Annotated in this window: 17 protein-coding genes; 11 read left to right on the top strand and 6 right to left on the bottom strand. The window is 33.4% G+C overall.

Going from position 1 to position 18,505, the window contains the following annotated elements; translation table 11 throughout:
* Window positions 1-30: 30 nt before the first annotated feature.
* The 3 genes from Q0505_RS17240 to Q0505_RS17230 form a co-directional block, all read right to left on the bottom strand.
* Window positions 31-672, bottom strand: a complete 642-nt coding sequence (locus tag Q0505_RS17240; RefSeq protein ID WP_299215554.1) for a thiamine phosphate synthase — start codon at window positions 670-672, stop codon at window positions 31-33.
* A 46-nt stretch (window positions 673-718) separates the two neighbouring features.
* The gene (locus Q0505_RS17235; protein ID WP_299215551.1) at window positions 719-910 is read right to left on the bottom strand and encodes a hypothetical protein; all 192 of its coding nucleotides are present in this window, start codon (window positions 908-910) and stop codon (window positions 719-721) included.
* A gap of 375 nt (window positions 911-1,285) precedes the next feature.
* Complete coding sequence (locus Q0505_RS17230) at window positions 1,286-1,987, bottom strand: arylesterase (protein WP_299215557.1); 702 nt, start codon at window positions 1,985-1,987, stop codon at window positions 1,286-1,288.
* A gap of 74 nt (window positions 1,988-2,061) precedes the next feature.
* Between Q0505_RS17230 and Q0505_RS17225 the strand changes: the two genes are divergently transcribed.
* The 5 genes from Q0505_RS17225 (at window position 2,062) to Q0505_RS17205 (ending at window position 7,895) form a co-directional block, all read left to right on the top strand.
* Complete coding sequence (locus tag Q0505_RS17225; RefSeq protein ID WP_299215549.1) at window positions 2,062-2,742, top strand: ABC transporter ATP-binding protein; 681 nt, start codon at window positions 2,062-2,064, stop codon at window positions 2,740-2,742.
* 56 nt (window positions 2,743-2,798) lie between these two features.
* Window positions 2,799-5,291 (top strand): FtsX-like permease family protein, encoded by a 2,493-nt coding sequence (locus Q0505_RS17220; RefSeq protein ID WP_299215556.1) that lies wholly within the window; start codon window positions 2,799-2,801, stop codon window positions 5,289-5,291.
* Between the two features lie 273 nt (window positions 5,292-5,564).
* Entirely contained in the window at window positions 5,565-5,741 is a 177-nt protein-coding gene (locus Q0505_RS17215; RefSeq protein WP_299215547.1) for a hypothetical protein, read from the top strand.
* 332 nt (window positions 5,742-6,073) lie between these two features.
* On the top strand, window positions 6,074-7,636 hold the full coding sequence (locus Q0505_RS17210) for an SDR family oxidoreductase (protein WP_299215545.1): 1,563 nt from the start codon (window positions 6,074-6,076) through the stop codon (window positions 7,634-7,636).
* Window positions 7,637-7,703: 67 nt separating this feature from the next.
* On the top strand, window positions 7,704-7,895 hold the full coding sequence (locus Q0505_RS17205) for a cold-shock protein (RefSeq protein ID WP_299215543.1): 192 nt from the start codon (window positions 7,704-7,706) through the stop codon (window positions 7,893-7,895).
* Between the two features lie 84 nt (window positions 7,896-7,979).
* Here the strand turns inward: Q0505_RS17205 and Q0505_RS17200 are convergent, their stop codons facing one another.
* A complete protein-coding gene (locus tag Q0505_RS17200; protein WP_299215541.1) occupies window positions 7,980-8,540 on the bottom strand; it encodes a DUF4494 domain-containing protein in 561 nt (186 codons plus the stop codon).
* 284 nt (window positions 8,541-8,824) lie between these two features.
* Here Q0505_RS17200 and Q0505_RS17195 point away from each other — a divergent pair, with 284 nt between their 5' ends.
* Window positions 8,825-9,772 carry a tRNA-dihydrouridine synthase family protein gene (locus Q0505_RS17195; protein ID WP_299215539.1) on the top strand — a complete coding sequence of 316 codons (948 nt, stop codon included), beginning with the start codon at window positions 8,825-8,827 and terminating at the stop codon, window positions 9,770-9,772.
* Window positions 9,773-9,960: 188 nt separating this feature from the next.
* Here the strand turns inward: Q0505_RS17195 and Q0505_RS17190 are convergent, their stop codons facing one another.
* Window positions 9,961-10,653: a hypothetical protein gene (locus tag Q0505_RS17190; protein ID WP_299215537.1), complete on the bottom strand. Its 693-nt coding sequence runs from the start codon at window positions 10,651-10,653 to the stop codon at window positions 9,961-9,963.
* 196 nt (window positions 10,654-10,849) lie between these two features.
* On the bottom strand, window positions 10,850-10,996 hold the full coding sequence (locus tag Q0505_RS17185) for a hypothetical protein (RefSeq protein WP_299215535.1): 147 nt from the start codon (window positions 10,994-10,996) through the stop codon (window positions 10,850-10,852).
* 1,623 nt (window positions 10,997-12,619) lie between these two features.
* On the opposite strand from Q0505_RS17185, the gene Q0505_RS17180 reads away from it, so the two are divergent.
* The 5 genes from Q0505_RS17180 (at window position 12,620) to Q0505_RS17160 (ending at window position 18,077) form a co-directional block, all read left to right on the top strand.
* Complete coding sequence (locus Q0505_RS17180) at window positions 12,620-13,381, top strand: TlpA disulfide reductase family protein (RefSeq protein ID WP_299215533.1); 762 nt, start codon at window positions 12,620-12,622, stop codon at window positions 13,379-13,381.
* A 148-nt stretch (window positions 13,382-13,529) separates the two neighbouring features.
* Complete coding sequence (locus Q0505_RS17175; protein ID WP_299215531.1) at window positions 13,530-15,110, top strand: vitamin K epoxide reductase family protein; 1,581 nt, start codon at window positions 13,530-13,532, stop codon at window positions 15,108-15,110.
* Between the two features lie 9 nt (window positions 15,111-15,119).
* Complete coding sequence (locus Q0505_RS17170; RefSeq protein ID WP_299215529.1) at window positions 15,120-16,454, top strand: DUF6734 family protein; 1,335 nt, start codon at window positions 15,120-15,122, stop codon at window positions 16,452-16,454.
* 426 nt (window positions 16,455-16,880) lie between these two features.
* Window positions 16,881-17,480: a DUF6642 family protein gene (locus Q0505_RS17165; protein ID WP_299215527.1), complete on the top strand. Its 600-nt coding sequence runs from the start codon at window positions 16,881-16,883 to the stop codon at window positions 17,478-17,480.
* A gap of 30 nt (window positions 17,481-17,510) precedes the next feature.
* Window positions 17,511-18,077 carry a pyridoxamine 5'-phosphate oxidase family protein gene (locus Q0505_RS17160; RefSeq protein WP_299215525.1) on the top strand — a complete coding sequence of 189 codons (567 nt, stop codon included), beginning with the start codon at window positions 17,511-17,513 and terminating at the stop codon, window positions 18,075-18,077.
* Window positions 18,078-18,505: the final 428 nt, after the last annotated feature.

The following is an 18,505-nucleotide window of genomic DNA, read 5'->3' as shown; positions in this document are numbered from 1 at the left end:
AGATTGTTTTTAGAAAATGCTCTTTGTAATTTATTTGAAGGTATGCCGCTGCTCTTCGGTGGAAGAGGCTTTTAATAATTGATGAAATGTTCTTATCGTATTAAAATCACGCGTAATTTCTTCAGATACAGCAATTCCAGAAATACCTGTTTCTAATATAGCGGTGACATCTTCTGTAGTAATACCTCCAAAACCAATTATAGGGGTTTTGGTTTGTAACGTTTCTATAATAGTAGTGTATCCGTTTAAACCTAAAACTGGAAATGCTTGATCTTTAGTGGTTGTAGCTCTAAAGGGTTCTAAATGTATATAATCAACTTCTTTAGTTAATAATGTTTCACAATCTTGCAACGTATTTGCGACACCACTTATCAGTTGCCAAGTATATAGATGCTTTCTCGCAATCGTAGGGCAGGACCCCGTTTTGTCCAAATAGACACCATCTGCTTTTACGTCTTTAGCAAGTTTATAATGGTTGTTAATAATTAATCGGGTTTGAAAATGAGAAGTAATTTCTCTTGCCTCTTGGGCTATCTTTAGAATTTCTTTTTCTGAACGTTGTGTTATATCTAACTGCACTAATTCTATCCCAGAATTACACGCATTTTGGATATTCACCAGATGTTGTTTCGGAGAACTTCCTTGGGATATATAATGTAATTTAGGGATCATTGGGTCTTATTTTTCCTTTCAGAGAATTTCTTCAAATATCGATGAATTAAATGAAGAGTACACAATCATCGCAGTTTTTTACTTCGCCATAATATGTTTCACGATATTTATGTATCGTTCTGATAGGCAGTCCCATAAAATAACTTTTTATATAGGTGACTTTTGTAATGAGTTCTCCCATTTTAAAACTGTATCGTTTTTCTGTTTTTGTTTCTCTTTTAATATATAATAGTTTCATGTAAAGTTGTTTTGTAGGGATAACTTAAACTATTTCATTCCTTAAACAAGAATACAGTGTTAAGGTTTTGTTATTGTATGTAGGAGTGGTAAAGTCTTGGGACAACATCTATACGCAACTAGTGATTCAATAGTTTCTCATAAGTCTAAAGCAATAAATCTATTACAATAGAAATTACTTTAAAAGAGCTATTTATTTTTAAAATGTAGTGGTATACGCTTTCGCGAAAGCGGACTTAACTTAACAAAAAATGATGTGTCGTAACGACAGTTTGGAAGGTATCAAACTATAGATTCTGCTGAAAAGCGAGATTCGTTCAATGAACCATTTTGTATGCGTCTTTCTGACTTTACAAAACAGTGTTTCACTAAAAAATTAAAGACGATCGATCGCTGGTTTTAAAACCTCCCAAACTGTGTTGGCTAGAATTTTATGCCCTGCAACCGTCGGGTGGATACCATCATTCTGATTTAATTCAGCAATTCCTCCTACATCTTTTAAGATAAAAGGAATAAAAGGCAAATCATTCTTTGCAGCTAGATCAGCAAAAATAGCTCTGAATTGAGTTGTATAATCCTGTCCCATATTTGGAGGTAATTCCATTCCTGCCAAAATAATAGTAGTTTTTGGGTTTTTAGTCCGCACGGCATCTATGATGGCTTGTAGGTTGGCTCGGGTTTCTGTTAGCGGAATTCCCCGTAGACCATCATTAGCGCCCAATTCTAAAATAAAAACGGCTATTTCCTGATTGAGCACCCATTGTATTCTACTACGTCCTCCTGCCGTGGTTTCACCACTCAAACCAGAATTGACTACATCATAATCCAAATCTAAAGAATCAATTTTAGCTTGAAGCAGTGCAGGATACGCATCATTCGTATCGTCCAAACCGTAGCCAGCTGTGATGCTATCACCAAAGCAGAGTATGGTTTTTTTTGAAGTTGTTTCTGTTACAGTAGCATCTGTGGCAGTTGAAGTATGGGTGCTAGGTTGTTCTTTGGTTTTTGCTTCGTTTCCGCAAGAAATAAAGACAAAAAGGATCAGAAAATAACAAAACTTTAAGAAGAATGGTTTCATATCATACCACGACTTTAACAACCTTTGTATGTTTTTAAGCAGATGCGTCTGTTGTAGCATTAATTTAGATTTATATGCCAAAGATATTAAAGATTAACGGACTAGAAAAGACATATACGAGCGGTTCTAAACAATTAACAGTATTGAAAGATGTGTCCTTTGACGTAGAAAAAGGGCAAACTTTTGCTATTGTAGGACCCTCTGGAAGCGGGAAAACCACTTTATTAGGTCTGTGTGCTGGTTTAGATGCCCCCGGTGCGGGTACGGTACACTTATGTGGTTACGATTTAAACACGCTTACCGAAGATGAGCGGGCACAATTACGCAATAAAGAGGTTGGTTTTATTTTTCAAAATTTTCAATTACTACCAACGCTTACAGCCTTGGAGAACGTTAGTGTTCCCTTAGAGCTTCAAGGTGACAAAGATGCTACTAAAATCGCAAAACAATTGTTAGATAAAGTGGGGTTAACAGATCGCTTACATCATTACCCTTCACAGTTATCAGGAGGAGAACAACAGCGAGTGGCGTTGGCAAGAGCATTCTCTAATTCACCTTCTATTTTATTTGCGGATGAGCCCACTGGGAATTTAGATCAAGAAACTGGAGAAAAGGTGATCCAATTACTATTCGAACTTAACAAAGACGCAGGAACTACGTTGGTGATTATATCTCATGATTTGGACTTAGCCAATAGAACCCAACAAATATTAACACTAAAAGGTGGGCAAATACTTACCAATCAACATACGTAAGCATTTTGAGCAAAACAGAATTCACATCTAAAAGCAATACCGCTTGGCTTTTTAAAATGGCTTGGCGTGATGCAAAGGCGAGTAGAATACGACTGCTACTATTTATGGCGTCTATTATTTTGGGAATTGCAGCGGTAGTTTCTATTCAACTATTTAGCGAGAATTTAAAAGATAATATTCAATTACAATCCAAAGCCCTGATGGGCGCCGATTTTATTATTGATAGTCAGGAGCTTCCTAACCCAAGAGCACAGGCTATTATTGACTCTTTACAACCTAATGCACGGGAAGTAAATTTTGTCTCTATGGTTGCTTTTCCAAAAAACGGCGGCACCAAATTAGCACGTGTTCGCGGTTTAGAAGGAGATTTTCCATTTTATGGAACCATAGATACAGAACCTGTAGACGCAGCACTAAATTATCAGGAATCTGGTGGCGTTTTGGTAGATGCTACACTCATGTTGCAGTTTAGTATTAAACCAGGGGATTCTATTAAAATAGGGGAGTTAACCTTGCCAATTTCTGGGGCTTTAAAAGCCATTCCTGGAAGTACAGCTATTTCTAGTTCTGTGGCGCCGCCCATCGTGATTCCATTTCGTTTTATAGAGAAGACCCAACTTTTACAATTTGGAAGTCGCAAAGAGTATCAGTTTTTTTATAAAAATCCTACCATAGACCTCGTAGATTTAGACAAACGAATCGATCCTATTCTAGACGACCAAAACGCCGATTTAGACACGCACACAAGTACCAGTGAACGTTTGGGGCGTCGTTATGATAATGTGGGTAAATTTTTAAATCTAGCGGCCTTTATTGCTTTGTTATTAGGCTGTATTGGTATTGCAAGTTCTGTAAATATTTACATAAAAGAAAAACTAAAAACAGTAGCGGTTTTAAAATGTATGGGTGCTACAAGAAGGCAAAGCTTTTTGATTTACTTAATTCAAATTGCAGGGATAGGCGTTATTGGTGGTATTATTGGATCACTAATTGGCGTTGGTCTTCAGGAACTATTTCCTTATATTTTAAAGGAATTTTTGCCTTTTGATGTCACCGTTCGTATTTCTGTACAGCCTTTAATTATGGGCGTACTGCTTGGGCTTTTTATGTCAGTTTTGTTCGCACTGTTGCCGCTCATACGTACTTGGTATGTCTCTCCATTAGAAGTACTTCGTATAGACCAGACTCCTATAGAAAAATCAAAAAGAGCTGGATATGTGGTCTTTTTTATCATTCTATTGTTTTTGTATTTATTTTCGTTTTGGTTACTCAAAGATGGGCTATTTGCCTTGTCATTTGTTGTTGGTGTTTTTATAACCTTTAGTGTTTTGGCAGGTATTGCTATCATGTCTATGAGACTAGTGAAATATTATTTTCCCAAACGAGCCGTTTTTACCGTTAGGCAAAGTTTGTTAAACTTATTTCGCCCTAATAATCAAACGTTGGTATTAATAGTAGCAATTGGTTTAGGCACCTTTTTGATAAGTACGCTATACTTTACCAAAGACATTTTATTGGCGAAGACAAGCGTGGGGCAAACTTCACAAAACGCAAATATTATTGCTTTAGACATTCAAAGCAAACAGCTGGACGATGTGTTAGAAACATTCAGTGCAAATAACATGGAGCCCATTGATAACATTCCGCTTGTGACTATGCGCATGCACAGTATTAATGGAAAGCTTGTGAATACCTTACGTAGAGATACAACCAGTCAAGTAAGAGGTTGGATTCTAAATCACGAGTTTAGAACCACCTATCGCGATTCACTCATAGCCTCAGAAGAACTTCTAGAAGGGGAGTGGGTAGCTAGTCAAACGCCTCAAGCTCCAATTAAAATTTCTATTTCGGATAATCTAGCTGCAGATGCCCAGGTAGCTATCGGCGATCCTATTATTTTTAATGTGCAAGGAGTCCTAATGGAAACTATTGTAGGTAGCATTCGGAAAGTAGATTGGGGACGCATACAACTCAATTTCTCGATTGTATTTCCCAAGGGCGTGTTAGAAAATGCACCGCAGTTTAATGTGTTAACCACCTACGCTGCAGACGAACAACGCTCAGCAGATTTACAACGAGATTTGGTAGCAAAGTTTCCAAATGTATCCATCATTGACCTAAGGCAGGTATATACTATAGTAGAAGATATTTTAGACAAAGTCTCTTGGATTATCAATTTTATGGCATTCTTTAGCATGCTTACTGGTATCATTGTCTTGATTGGATCTGTGCGAAACAGTAAATATCAACGCATTAAGGAAAGCGTGTTATTACGAACCTTAGGTGCTCAAAATAATCAAATCGTAAAGATATCGGCTTTAGAATATTTATTTTTAGGAATTCTAGGTAGTTTGGTTGGTATTCTTTTAGCACTTGTGAGCAGTTTATTATTGGCATTATTCGTTTTTAAAGAGCCCTTTGTGCCATCAGTCGTTCCATTTTTAGTCATTTTACCAAGTATTTCGCTATTAGTACTAGCAATTGGTTTAAGTAATATACAGAGCGTTTTAAAAAGTTCGCCTTTAGAAGTACTTCGCAGAGAGGTTTAATAATCTATTCTATTTTTACTTTTCAAATAGTACATATCGATTTTTCCCTGTATTGCAGCGATAATAATTTATTAAGGCGCCTAAAGTATATAAAAATTAAGATTTACGCTATTTCATTGAGGAGGTAAATTTTCGATAATAAGACAAAAGTGTTGTTGTAAATAATTGAATAAAAGACTTGTATATGTTGTGAAATATAATTTATTTGATTAATCAATGTAGAATAATCGCTATATTTATTCAAATTTATTATTAATCTCAAACACTTAAATTATGATGAAATCACTTTTAAATTTAAAAGGAGCTCAAAAATTATCTAAAGATGAGCAAAAAAGTACTGGTGGAGGTATAAATATACCTTCTGTATGTCGCGGTGATGGCTCGTTTATAACCGTTAATGGTCAGAAAGTTTGCTGTTACATACCATGGAGCGGTTACTACATCTGCTAATAATTTTTAATTAAATCTTAGGTATTAAAATTCTTATTAAATTTTAATACCTAAGATTTAAACTTAATATTAAAGCGGTTTTATGTGCTACATATTTTTAGTCTTTACAACTTTGTAAACTACAATCTTGTACTATTTGTTCTGGTGAAGTAAACATAAAAGTTATCTAATACAGATTTATATTTTAAAAATTAGCCCCTCTCAAGCAGAGGGGCTTTTTTAGTACACAATGGTTTGCTCTCCAAAAAGAGTGGTTATCTTTACTGAAATTTTTTTCATATCAAAATAGTTTTAGATTTTGAAGAAAATAAGCATATCGTCGATAAAATCTGATGTATCTCAAAAGAGTAAAAGTAAGTATGATTGAAAACAAACCGAATCTAGAGATCGCATCTTGTATTAAATTATTACAAGAATTAGTAGAAGATACCAACCAACTTTTTGGATTACCAGAAGATCAAAGAATAGCTCTTTACAAGGTAGCTGGGGAGTTATCTCGACCCAATCGTGATGAGTTTCAGCGTAGACGAAAAGATGCTAAAAAAGCGGCAAAGCGGAAAATGATCGCCAAAGATACGCATGCAAGAAAAACAACAGGCATTAGGTCGGCACGTGAAGCAGCATTATTTATAGCTCCAAAATTACTAGCGCCCACCTCCATTCAAGAAGACACGTTAGAATTAGAGTCTCCTAGAAACTGCTACGTTTGTAAAACGGTATATACAAAACTGCATCATTTTTATGATACAATGTGTACGGCATGTGGTGATTTGAATTATGCTAAACGCTTTCAAACGACTGATTTAAAAGACCAAGTGGCAATCATTACAGGTTCTCGATTAAAAATAGGATACCATATTACCTTAATGCTGTTACGCTCTGGAGCTACTGTGGTGGCTACGACACGTTTTCCTGCAGATGCTGCCATTCGATTTTCGAAAGAAGATGATTATACCCAGTGGAGTGATCGCTTGCATATTCACGGACTTGATTTACGTCATATACCAAGTGTAGAAATTTTCTGTAATTACATAGAGCAAACATACCATCGGTTAGATATTTTAATCAATAATGCAGCACAAACTGTGCGTAGACCCTCAGGGTTTTATTTTCATTTGATGGAAAATGAAAAATTATCCATAGACCAGCTACCTACATTAGCACAGCCTTTATTAAAAAACCATATCAGCTGTTTGCAAGAATTATCTGATGTAAGCATGAGACCTTCAAAAGCCAGTAAAAATAATGTGCTACCTGTTACTTGGCACGGACCAGAACCAGGAATAGGCTTACGTAACTCTGCGGCACTTTCACAAATTCCTTATAGTTTTGATACGACCTTACAAACAACCGAAGTATTCCCTGAAGGAAAACTAGATGCCGATTTACAGCAAGTAGATTTACGAAAGACCAATAGTTGGCGTTTAAAACTAGGGGAAATTGAAACGACAGAAATGGTAGAAGTTCAACTAGTAAATGCCGTAGCACCTTTTGTGTTGTGTAATCGATTGTCTAATTTGATGATGAAAGAAAACACAGGCAAAAAGCATATTATAAATGTATCGGCGATGGAAGGGAAGTTTCATCGATTTAAAAAAGAAGACAGACATCCACATACAAACATGGCAAAAGCTTCTTTAAATATGCTCACACATACGGCTGCTGCCACCTTTGCTAAATCTGGGATTTATATGAATGCTGTAGATACAGGTTGGGTGACTGATGAAGATCCAGCAGCATTATCAAAAAAGAAAGTAGAAATTCACGATTTTCAGCCCCCACTAGATATTGTAGATGGCGCTGCGAGAGTTATGGATCCTTTAATAGACGGTATTAATACTGGTACACATTGGTGTGGGAAGTTTCTAAAAGACTATTTTCCTATAGATTGGTAGTCTCTATATGCTTTGTGGCATCATATTTGAACACTACTAAATAATTATTAAAATTAAATATATTAAAATGAGTAAAGGAACAGTAAAATTTTTCAACGAGACCAAAGGATTTGGATTTATAACAGAAGAAGGTGTTGAAAAAGACCACTTTGTACATATTTCAGGATTAAGAGACGAAATTCGCGAAGGCGATGAAGTTGAATTTGATCTACAAGAAGGTAATAAAGGATTAAATGCAGTAAACGTAAAAGTTATCTAATACATACACTTCAAGTTTTTAAAAGAGCCCATCTATTTATTTAGGTGGGCTCTTTGTTTATAGGGATTTAAGACGCTTAACGAATTACTCAGCTTCAACTGTAAGAGCATCTATCATTTCTGCCTTTTCATCTACCTTGTTATCTGTAGGTACAGAATCTTTCAATGCGGTAAATTCTTCCAAGCGTTCTAGGTCACCTTCTTCACCAGAAAAATATGGAAACACATCCATAATAGGAGATTCTGAAATAGCAGGGATCGTATATTCTCCCATCGTATCTTTCATCGTGCTCACTGTATTTTCATACGCTTCCTTTACATCATTTGCCTGTACCAATAGGTATAAGTTCGTTTTGCGTTCTTTACCGCTTTCTTCATCAAAGGCAATTAAAGATACCCGAGATTTAAACCATCTGTCAGCATTCTCAAAAGGATGTATTTCGGCATAATTTGCCACTTTAATATTTGTAATTTTAATTTCGTCACTATCACTTAAATAGGCGGACATCTCTTCGGTAATTCTACTTTCGGCTTCGGTATAAGAAATAGCATCTACCAAAAAAGGTTCAGTCTTTACCTTTTGCATTCCAGACGCTTCATCCATTTTTCTATATTTTACTTTACATTCATACCATGTTGCACTCATATCTTTTTGTTTTTGGGATGCCAAAAATAGGGTTTCGCTCAAGGTTAAAAAATCAAAATGAGAATAGATATTCACAATTTTAAGAAAAGCGTTGTAGCCGATTTAAAATGAGTGCGTTATGACTTTTAATATTTATATATCAGATTTGAGTATTCTTTTTTACGCTTTCGCGAAAGCGTGCTTAGATTTATACCCAATAGGAGTAAAATAAGTACCACATTTACGCTCCATTTAAAATTTAATAACAACGAACTATTCACTTATATTTGCCTCAAGCATCAACTATGAGTTTTACACTTTTATCATCGCCTTTACAGGGATTTACTGATTTTCGTTTTAGGAATGCCCAAAATAAATATTTTGGAGGGATCGATACTTTTTACGCCCCTTACATTCGTTTGAATGGGAAACTGAAAGTAAAATCCTCTTACGAGCGTGATTTATTACCAGAACACAATACTACCTTAGAAGTAATCCCGCAAGTCATTACAAATGATGCAGATGAGTTTTTATTTGTTGCTAAATATGTACTGCAATTGGGGTATAAAGAACTCAATTGGAATTTAGGGTGTCCTTACCCAATGGTGACTAATCGTGGAATGGGGTCTGGTCTCATTTGTGATCCAAATAAAATAGATACCATTTTACATCGTGCTCACAACGAAACGGATATTTTGGTGTCTATGAAAATGAGAATGGGCTATGAGAACAGTGAAGAAATCCTACATACCTTTCCGATTTTAGATAAATACCCTTTAAAAAATGTTGCTATACACGCACGCATTGGAAAACAATTGTACAAAGGTGGTGTCGATTTGGAAGCCTTTCAAAAATGTATAGATGTAGCAAAGCATAAACTATATTACAATGGCGATATTACGACGGTAGAACAGTTTAAAAAAATGCAAGAACGTTTCCCTAGTATTGATCATTTTATGATAGGTCGTGGTTTAATTGCAGATCCGTTTTTACCTAGTATGATCAAAAACAATACAACGGAATATCCAAAAGACCGTTGGGATTTATTTGAAGCATTTCATAACGAAATCTATCAACAATACGATGCTACTTTATCTGGACCGACCCCTATAAAAATGAAAATGTTAGGTTTTTGGGAATACTTTTCCCAATCTTTTTCCAATCCGCAAAAGACTTATAAAAAGATAAAGAAAGCAACCAATCCTATAAAGTATCAATTGGCTGTCAAAGAAATTTTAAATAGTGAAAAGTAACTAGTAACTTTTAAGCAGTGTAATGACGTAGGAGTTGATATTGAGCATCGTAGAAGTACGAAGACGTGCCTAACCTAACTGTAATTCATCAATGATACAAAACATTTTTGTTCGAATGTTTCTTTAGAACGACCTATTTATATGTTTGATAAAGCCTTTGTAATCTTTATAATTATCTTCTAAAAAATTTATTTAGCTATAAAATTCAACGCTTTCATCAAATCAGCTTCATCTTTTAAAGATAGCCGGTTGCTATTGATATAATTTAAAATAGCTTGTTGATTAACAGTATCAGATTGAAGGAGCTTAGAAAAAGCCTTCTTAGATAGTTTCATTTTAGTTAAATCTCCGTCGGTGTATAGATAATATTTTTCGTTCTTAATGTATTTGTTTTTCTTTCTGACAAGCATAGGATTTGGTGATGCTTCTGAATAGAGCACACTGTAATATTTATAAACCGAAAATGAATCGTTAAAAATTAATTCAAAAATCTTTAACTCTTCATCAATGTTAAATATTCGAAACACTTTATCATTTATTTCTATTTTCAGTAAGTTATCACTGTCAAATGTATATACAGAATTCTCATCATAAAGCGCATCAAGCGTGTTATTATATAGATTTATATTGACATTTTTTATTTTAAAACTCCCATTGCTTTTTGTGTAGATGACACCTTCCGTATCCCAATCTTCAAAATAATACGCAGAGCCATCTGTCCTAAAATTTGGGTTCACAAATCCCAGTCCCGCATCAAAACCCCCGTGTGTTCCAAATCCTTGTCTTGTAATATTAGTTGGATTTTGTTGATTAGTGCTTTCTTGAGCGAAGGATGGGAGGATAAATAGTAGGTGTAGTAAAAAAATAACTGCTTTCTTCATAATAAATTGTGTAAAGGCTTTGTTTCGGTATTCCGCTGATTCATAACCGCTTTATGCAAGCTGAAAATGATAGGTTTATTTTATTTTAAGTTCAAATATATCCCAATCCTATATATTAAAAAACTAATTATGTTTATTTTATATCATTAGCTATCATTATTTTACAAATGCAATGTATAGGGCCCATAAAAAGACGTTATAATTCTCTTGAAGTTAGCTGTAATGTGTACGCTTTCGCGAAAGCGTACTTAGCTTTGATCAAAAGGCTAGATAGTTTTGACTTACAATCTCCATAATGACTTTGCATCAAGGTATTATACTTTAAAATGATTTTAAATCTCATTGAAATCTGTACATGAGTCTACATCAAGCGTAGTTAGGATCATGTTAGGAGAAAAGTGAGCAAAATTATGGATTTTCCATACTTTTTATGCGGTCTTTTATAATTTAAAACTCATTAGAATTTATTATTTTTAATCTAACAATCAGTTAGTTATACATTTAAATCATCTTTTCTTAATCAAATAATGATTGTGTAGTTCACTATATCTAAATACATCTAGATCCAATATATAATGATTTACTAAAAAAAGACGTAAACCGAAAAGTCTTTAATAGAGTAGGTGTAAATTAAAAATTATTTTATTATGAAAATTAGTTTAAAAGACATTAAAAATGGTCTAAAGAGAGATGAAATGAGAGCTGTACGTGGTGGCTCTGGTAGTTCCGGCTACAATATGTGTTGTTGGTCAGGTACTAATAATTGTAGTGGATGTACCATGGGTACTGTTTGTGTTCCAGGTGCAGTTTTAAGATGTTGTTGTTAAACTATTTAAATATACTAAGGGAGTAGTCTGGTTTAGTGTACTATTCCTTTAGTATAAAAACTAAAATTCATATCCACTTTTTTATAAAACTCACCAATTTTTCTTCAATTTTCTAGTACATAAAGTACTTATGATAGTAAATTATAAAAAGATAAATCGACAATTCTTAAATTCTGATTCATAAGCTACTAGAAGATTTTATAAAATTCTTGACGTAGTGTGTCGAGATCTACGCTTTCGCGAAAGCGTACTCAGTATCAATCATAATGCTAGGTGATAGGAATTTTATCAATCCTTACAGCAAGTCTAGATTGCTTCAAGACCAAATAATTTCTCAAGATGACTTTGTGCCAAGGTATTACACATTAATTTTTTTTTAAATGTAATTGAAAATTTTATGTGAGTCTGTATGGAGCGTAGTTAGAGGAGTGGTAGTGAAAAAGTGAGCAAAATTATGGATTTTCCATACTTTTTCGGTGGTTTTTATAGAATCAAAACTCATTTAAGTTTACTATCTTTAAACTAACAGTCAGGTAGTTATGGATATAAGGAATCATTAAAAAGCTGGTGTTATGTTGTAGTTTTCTACTTCTATCATGTATTAATAGTAGTTATAGAATGCTTGCAACACTATCCTGAATTCAAGAATTAATCACAGAAATAAACTATCGTTATTAGATATCATAAAATATAAAAAAATGCTTAGCAAGTGTTCTAGATACTAAAAATGGATGTTAGTGTCGGAGAACTAAACCATAAATTCCGCTTAAAGGCGGGATTAGTTTTAAGGAACACTTTTGTATACGTCTTTCAGACGTTATAAAACAGTATTTCACTAAAAAAGGCGTAAACCGAAAAGCCTTGAATAGAGTAGGTGCACATTAAAATTATTTTATTATGAAAATTAGTTTAAAAGACATTAAAAATGGTCTAAAGAGAGATGAAATGAGAGCTGTACACGGTGGTTGCGGTGGTGGAGGATTAAACAAGTGTTGTTGGTCAGGTACCAATAATTGTAGTTCTTGTACTAGCGGTACCGTTTGTGTGTCAGGTGCAGTTTTGAGAAGTTGCTAATAATTTAAATATACTAAGGGAGTAGTTTAATAAACTACTCCCTTAGTATAAAAACTAAAATGCACATGCGCCTTTTTTTTATTATATATATAATTTTTATTTCATTTTCATCTGCACAAACCAATGACTATGGAAAGCCTGTTAAAGACCCGTCAATCATTTTAAAAAGTTTTCAAAATTTCTGGCAATATCAAAACACGTATATAAAGTTATCCGATGATTTTATTGGATTAGATACTTCATCAAATAGTATTGATAAAGGTGAGTTTTTAAGGCAACTTATAACGGGTAACTATCTACCACTAAGACTTCAATCCAAGACATCCATTTACTATAAACTATCAGAAGTAGACTATTGGGATGTAAAGGATATTAGAAATACGACAGTCAATTTGGCTAAAATTGAACTATGGAATTATACTATGGAAAATAACCTTTTTCCAAAATTTAACGCCCAAGACTTAAACGGAAATAACTATAGTAATGAATCACTAAAAGATAAAACAGTGGTTCTCAAACTTTGGTTTATTGGTTGTCAACAATGCATTAAAGAAATGCCATCTCTTAATAAGCTCTTTGATACGTATAAAAATAGAAAAGACCTAGTCTTTTTAAGTATGGCTTTAGATGAAGATGATGCCCTAAGAAAGTTCTTAAAAAAAAGAAAATTTGATTTCCCTGTAATTGGTAATCAAAATGATTTTTTGAAGAATAAATTACGCACATATATGTATCCAACGCATATTATTATAAATAAGGAAGGGAAAATCGTTAAAGTCGTCAATAGCTATGAGGAACTAGAAAAAGCGCTGAAAAAGAATATTTAAAATAGAATATTGATGTTTTACTCGATAATCGAGATTTAAATACTCCCAAGCTTGCCTTGAAACCAAATATTTTTCCCTTAAAATACCATGGGGTTTGTCCCGCAGTAGTTTAGTAAGAGGTAATAACCAAAAAATAACATCCTTTTATATGACCGAAGAAATTAGTTTTAATAACGTTTTTCATTATTTGGAAAAGGAATTTATTACTTTCGATAAAGAAGAATTTTTATTCCAAATCCAATCTCATCCTAATTATCCTACCGTACTTTCCATTTCAGATACCTTAACATTTTTTAATATTGACAATGGTGCTCTCCGAATTGACGCTTCTCAAATAGATCTTTTACCAGATCAATTTATGGCATTGTTAAAAGAGGCAAATAACGAAACACAGCTTTACTTTATACAAAAAGAAGGTGATAAATACGTTACCATTAAAGATAAGATTCCGTATGAAATCGATCGTCAAACGTTAGAATCAAGATGGCAGGATCTTATATTTTTAATTGAAAAACCCGATTTAGAAAGTACACCTACTATTAAAAAAGGAAAGACACTAGAGGTGTTATCTATTACGTGCCTTATTCTATTTTTACTACTATACTTCAATAGTAATCAAACTATTTCAACGCTATTATTTTTACTATTTCCTTCCATAGGAATTTTGTTTTCAATAGCTGCTTTAAAGGACTTATTTGGAACTAAAAGTAAGTTGATCAATCAGTTTTGTAATATAACAACATCTACAAACTGTACAACCGTAGTATCTTCTACTAAATGGAAGATTTTTGATGTTGTTAACTTTAGTGATTTAAGTATTTTATTTTTTTCGTCACAATTGTTCGGACTGGTACTTTTCCTTTTATCAGGAAACTTTTTAGAATACTTCGCTATTCAAAAAATACTACTCATCACTTCAATTCCAGTGATCCTACTTTCACTTTACTATCAGAAATTTGTAGAAAAAAAATGGTGTCCTATCTGTTTGGTCATTGCAAGTATTGTAATCCTAGAAATTGGTTATCTATTTTTATTTGTCAATACAAGTATTGATGTTCCCATCAAGTCATTTTTTATATACACGTACATTATTCTAGCGACGATCACGCTTTGGATGATCTTAAAAAAGACACTTTCAAAACAAAAAGTATTAAAGGAATTTCAGATACATGCCAATCGCTTACTACGTAATTATACAGTTTTCAAAAACACATTAGTTTCTACACCAAAAATAGAAATACCTCCGTCTATTGGCATCATACTAGGGAATCGTGAAAGTCATTTGCAAATTACCATAATCACAAATCCCTTTTGTGGACATTGTAAAGAAGTACATGAAATAGTACATAGTATTTTAGACAAGCATGGAGATCAAATTCAAGTAAAAATGCTATTTAAAACAGCTTTTGAATTAGACAATGAAGAGACAAGAAGGTTTTTCCAGATACTAATGACTCTATATCTAGAACATGGAGAAAAAGCGTTTACAGATGCTTTAAATGATTTTTTTGAATCTAAAAATGTGGAATCTTGGAATGAAACCTATCAATCTTCTATACAAAACGAAAAAGTTGATCATCTATATTCAGAAATGAATGATTGGTGTATAGAAAACCAAATTAATTATACCCCAGAACTATTTATAAATGGTTTCAGATACCCAAGTGAATATGAAAAAGAGTACTTAGCGTTTTATATAAACGATCTTATAGAAGACACTAATTTTTAATAGGTTGACATGAAGATAATTCAAAGCTTTTGGACAGGAAAGATAAAACATATAAGCGAAAATAATTTTGGGTGGGCATCCTCAAAATATAACTTAATCAGTTGGATTTTAAGTATTAATCAATTAAGAAAATACTATGAAAACGTTGAATTATATACAGATGAATTAGGAGCAGAAATATTAATTGACACCCTTAAACTCCCATATTCAAAGGTGCATATTGTCTTAAATGAGCTGGATAGCTATCATAAAGATTTATGGGCGATCTCTAAAATTAAAACATACGCCCTTCAAAAGGAACCCTTTTTGCACGTGGATGGAGATGTATATATCTGGGATGCTTTTCCAGAAGATCTCATGAAAGCTGATCTCATTACTCAAAACTTAGAGCGGACAACAGCGTATTACAGAAAGATGTGGAGTGGTATCGAACCTAACCTTTCCTATATTCCTGAAGAGTTCAACACCTTTAATTCTACCAAAAATGGATTTGCATGCAATATGGGAATTGTTGGAGGAGTAGATCTTGAGTTTTATAATACCTATACCGAAGCGGCATTCAAATTTGTAGATAAAAATTCGGATGCTTGGGATACAATCAATAATAACAATTTTAACGTGTTTTTTGAGCAACTCCTATATTATGAATTGGCTAAAAAGCAAAATAAAAAAATTGATTATTTATTTACAGACATCCCAGATGATAATAAATATATAGGCTTTGGTGATTTTGATAAAGTTCCAAACAAAAGGACCTATCTGCATTTATTGGGCAATTATAAAAAAGATAAACCCACGTATAAAGCGATGGAAGATTATGTGTTGAAATTCTATCCTGAATACTATAAAAGAGTACTTGATATCTTTAATGAGCATACTTTTTTTAGTGATTTTAGTTATAATTTTTCAATCCGTGAAAATCAGCAATTAATTGATGATTTCACATCAACAGTACAGACAAAAGAAAAAATAGGTAAGCATTATTTTTTAAGCAGAGACTTAACATCCATTGGTTTATCGTTTCAAATTCAAGAGCTTATCACCAAAGGAGAAGATTTTATACTCTATAAATTACCCTGTAATACACTCTTTACTTCAGGTGAATTTAAAGAAATAGTGATAAAAGATCGTTTAGGAGATGACTTTGGTGTACCCCTTGATGAAATTGATCAAATCGTATTATTAAAACTCACACAACCCATTAAATACATCTTACTCATCAAAAAACTCAAGACCTATTTAGACGATGACGTTACGGACTCAGAGATAGATGGTTTTACGAGTATGATCAATGAGAGAATCGTTTTTTTTGCGTCTAAAAAAGTGCTGTCTATTGTTATATAGGGATGAAATGATTGTTTTATTTTTTAAAGTTTACTAGCGTTTCTTAGGAATCTTAACTCATTCAAATTAGAAAAAGAGCTGGAGCGTTGGCGTTCTTCCCTCAAATCTTCTTTTCTTTTATTTTTTGCTTTCGCGAAAGCTTTCTCCTAAAATGTAATGGAATACGCTTTGTTCAAGCGGTCCTGAGCGTAGACGAAGGAATAGGAGCGAAGTGGGAAACCAAACTTGAGAGGTTCACGATTTCCAAAATAAAAAATAAGAATCCCAATGAGTAATGTGTGTGGAATGGTAATTAAACTACGTATTTCATATCCAGCTTTTTTAAAAAGTACAAGAAAAAGTTACCAAATATTTTATAAAAAACGTTGAAAAGAACAAAAGAGATGTATTAATTTTGTCTAGAATGATTTACATAAATTTAAAAACTTGTTAGAAAAAAGACAACTAGTACCGCAAGAACAATCAATAGATTTAGATTATTTCATTTATTGCTTAGAAGCTGTTGATGATATAGAAACGGTCACTGTTACCGAAGCACAAGAAAACTTGAGACAATTAGCCACGAAATATGGAGTTGCCAGCATTTATAAAACCTGCGACACTATTGAAGGTTTGGAAGATAGCTTAAATGCATTGGTCTTAGATGATCATAATTTTAAGGATTATGAAATCATTTATTTTATGATTGCAGGCGAAGGCAATAGTATTTGTTTAAATGGCTACTACTACAGTTTACAAGAAATTGCAGAAATTTTTGAAGGAAGGTTAACAGGTAAGGTTTTACATTTTTCAAATGCAAAGGTGCTAGATTTAGACACAGAAGAAGCACAATATTTTTTAGATATCACTGGTGCAAAAGGTATTTCTGGCTATGGAAATGAATACAACGGAATAACAAGCTCAAATCTTGACAAAGCATTCTTTTACTTATTTAAAGAGGATAGTAATATGTTGGACGTAGTAGAAGAGTTACATAAACGACACTACAATGTTTGCAAATTACTTGATTTTAGATTGTATTATTAATTTAAAGTGCTACACTTTAAATAAGTCTCTTTGAAAACAACTAAATCAATACCATTGAAAAATCAACTCTTAGAAGAAGCAAAACGAGAACTTGTAAATGGACACGCTAAAAAGCGACACCCGTTTCGTTATTTTACGCTCGCCACTATTGAAAATGGTGAACCACGACAACGCACGGTAGTGTTGCGAAAAACATTAATAGACTCAAGCCTAGTGTTTTATACGGATAAAAGAACTCAAAAAGTAGAAGACCTTCTACATAATGCATCATGTAGTGCCATATTTTACCATCCTAAAAAACTACTGCAAATACGTGTATGTGGAACAGCCGAAATTATAACAAACAAAGAACAAATTGCAACCTACTGGCATACTGTACAAGAAGCTTCTAAAAAGGATTATACCACCAACTTAGCTCCTGGGACTCCAATTAAAAATCTTGATGCTGTAACGTATAATAAAAAAGAGAATCATTTTTGTCCAGTTAAAATTATTCCTTACTCAATTGAATATTTACAATTAAAGCGTCCTAATCATTTAAGAGTCTTATTTTCTAGAGATGATAAGGATTGGACGGGTGCTTTTTTAGTGCCTTGATTGTTTGTTTTTAGAATACTAATAAATAGACTACCAAGGTTAAAGCAATTTTATACTTCGACAAACTCAGCACATCGCATAATGACTGGTTATGACTATATCTAAAATGTATCACACTATTCTTCGTGGCGCCTGCCCTGAGCTTTTTCCGAAGGGTCACTTTGCTTTGACGACCGAATGAAAAAGGTCTAAGCAGACCTTTTGAAGTAGGAGCGAAGTAGTATATTGGCTTTATCACCTCATTTTTTCTTTTTTTTGCTTTCGCGAAAGCTTTCTCTTAAAAATGTAATGAAACCCTTTAGAGTTCACGAGCACTTATTTATCAAATAGGTGAGGAGCGAGTACATACGCTTTGTCCGAAGCGGTTCTGAGTGGAGTCGAAGGATAGGAGGGAAGTGGGAAACCGAACTTGAGAGGTTCACGATTTC

It is taken from the genome of uncultured Dokdonia sp. (assembly GCF_937910895.1).
GTDB lineage: Bacteria > Bacteroidota > Bacteroidia > Flavobacteriales > Flavobacteriaceae > Dokdonia.
The sequence above is the reverse complement of the archived record's forward strand: the minus strand, read 5'-3'. Positions and strand labels throughout refer to the sequence as shown.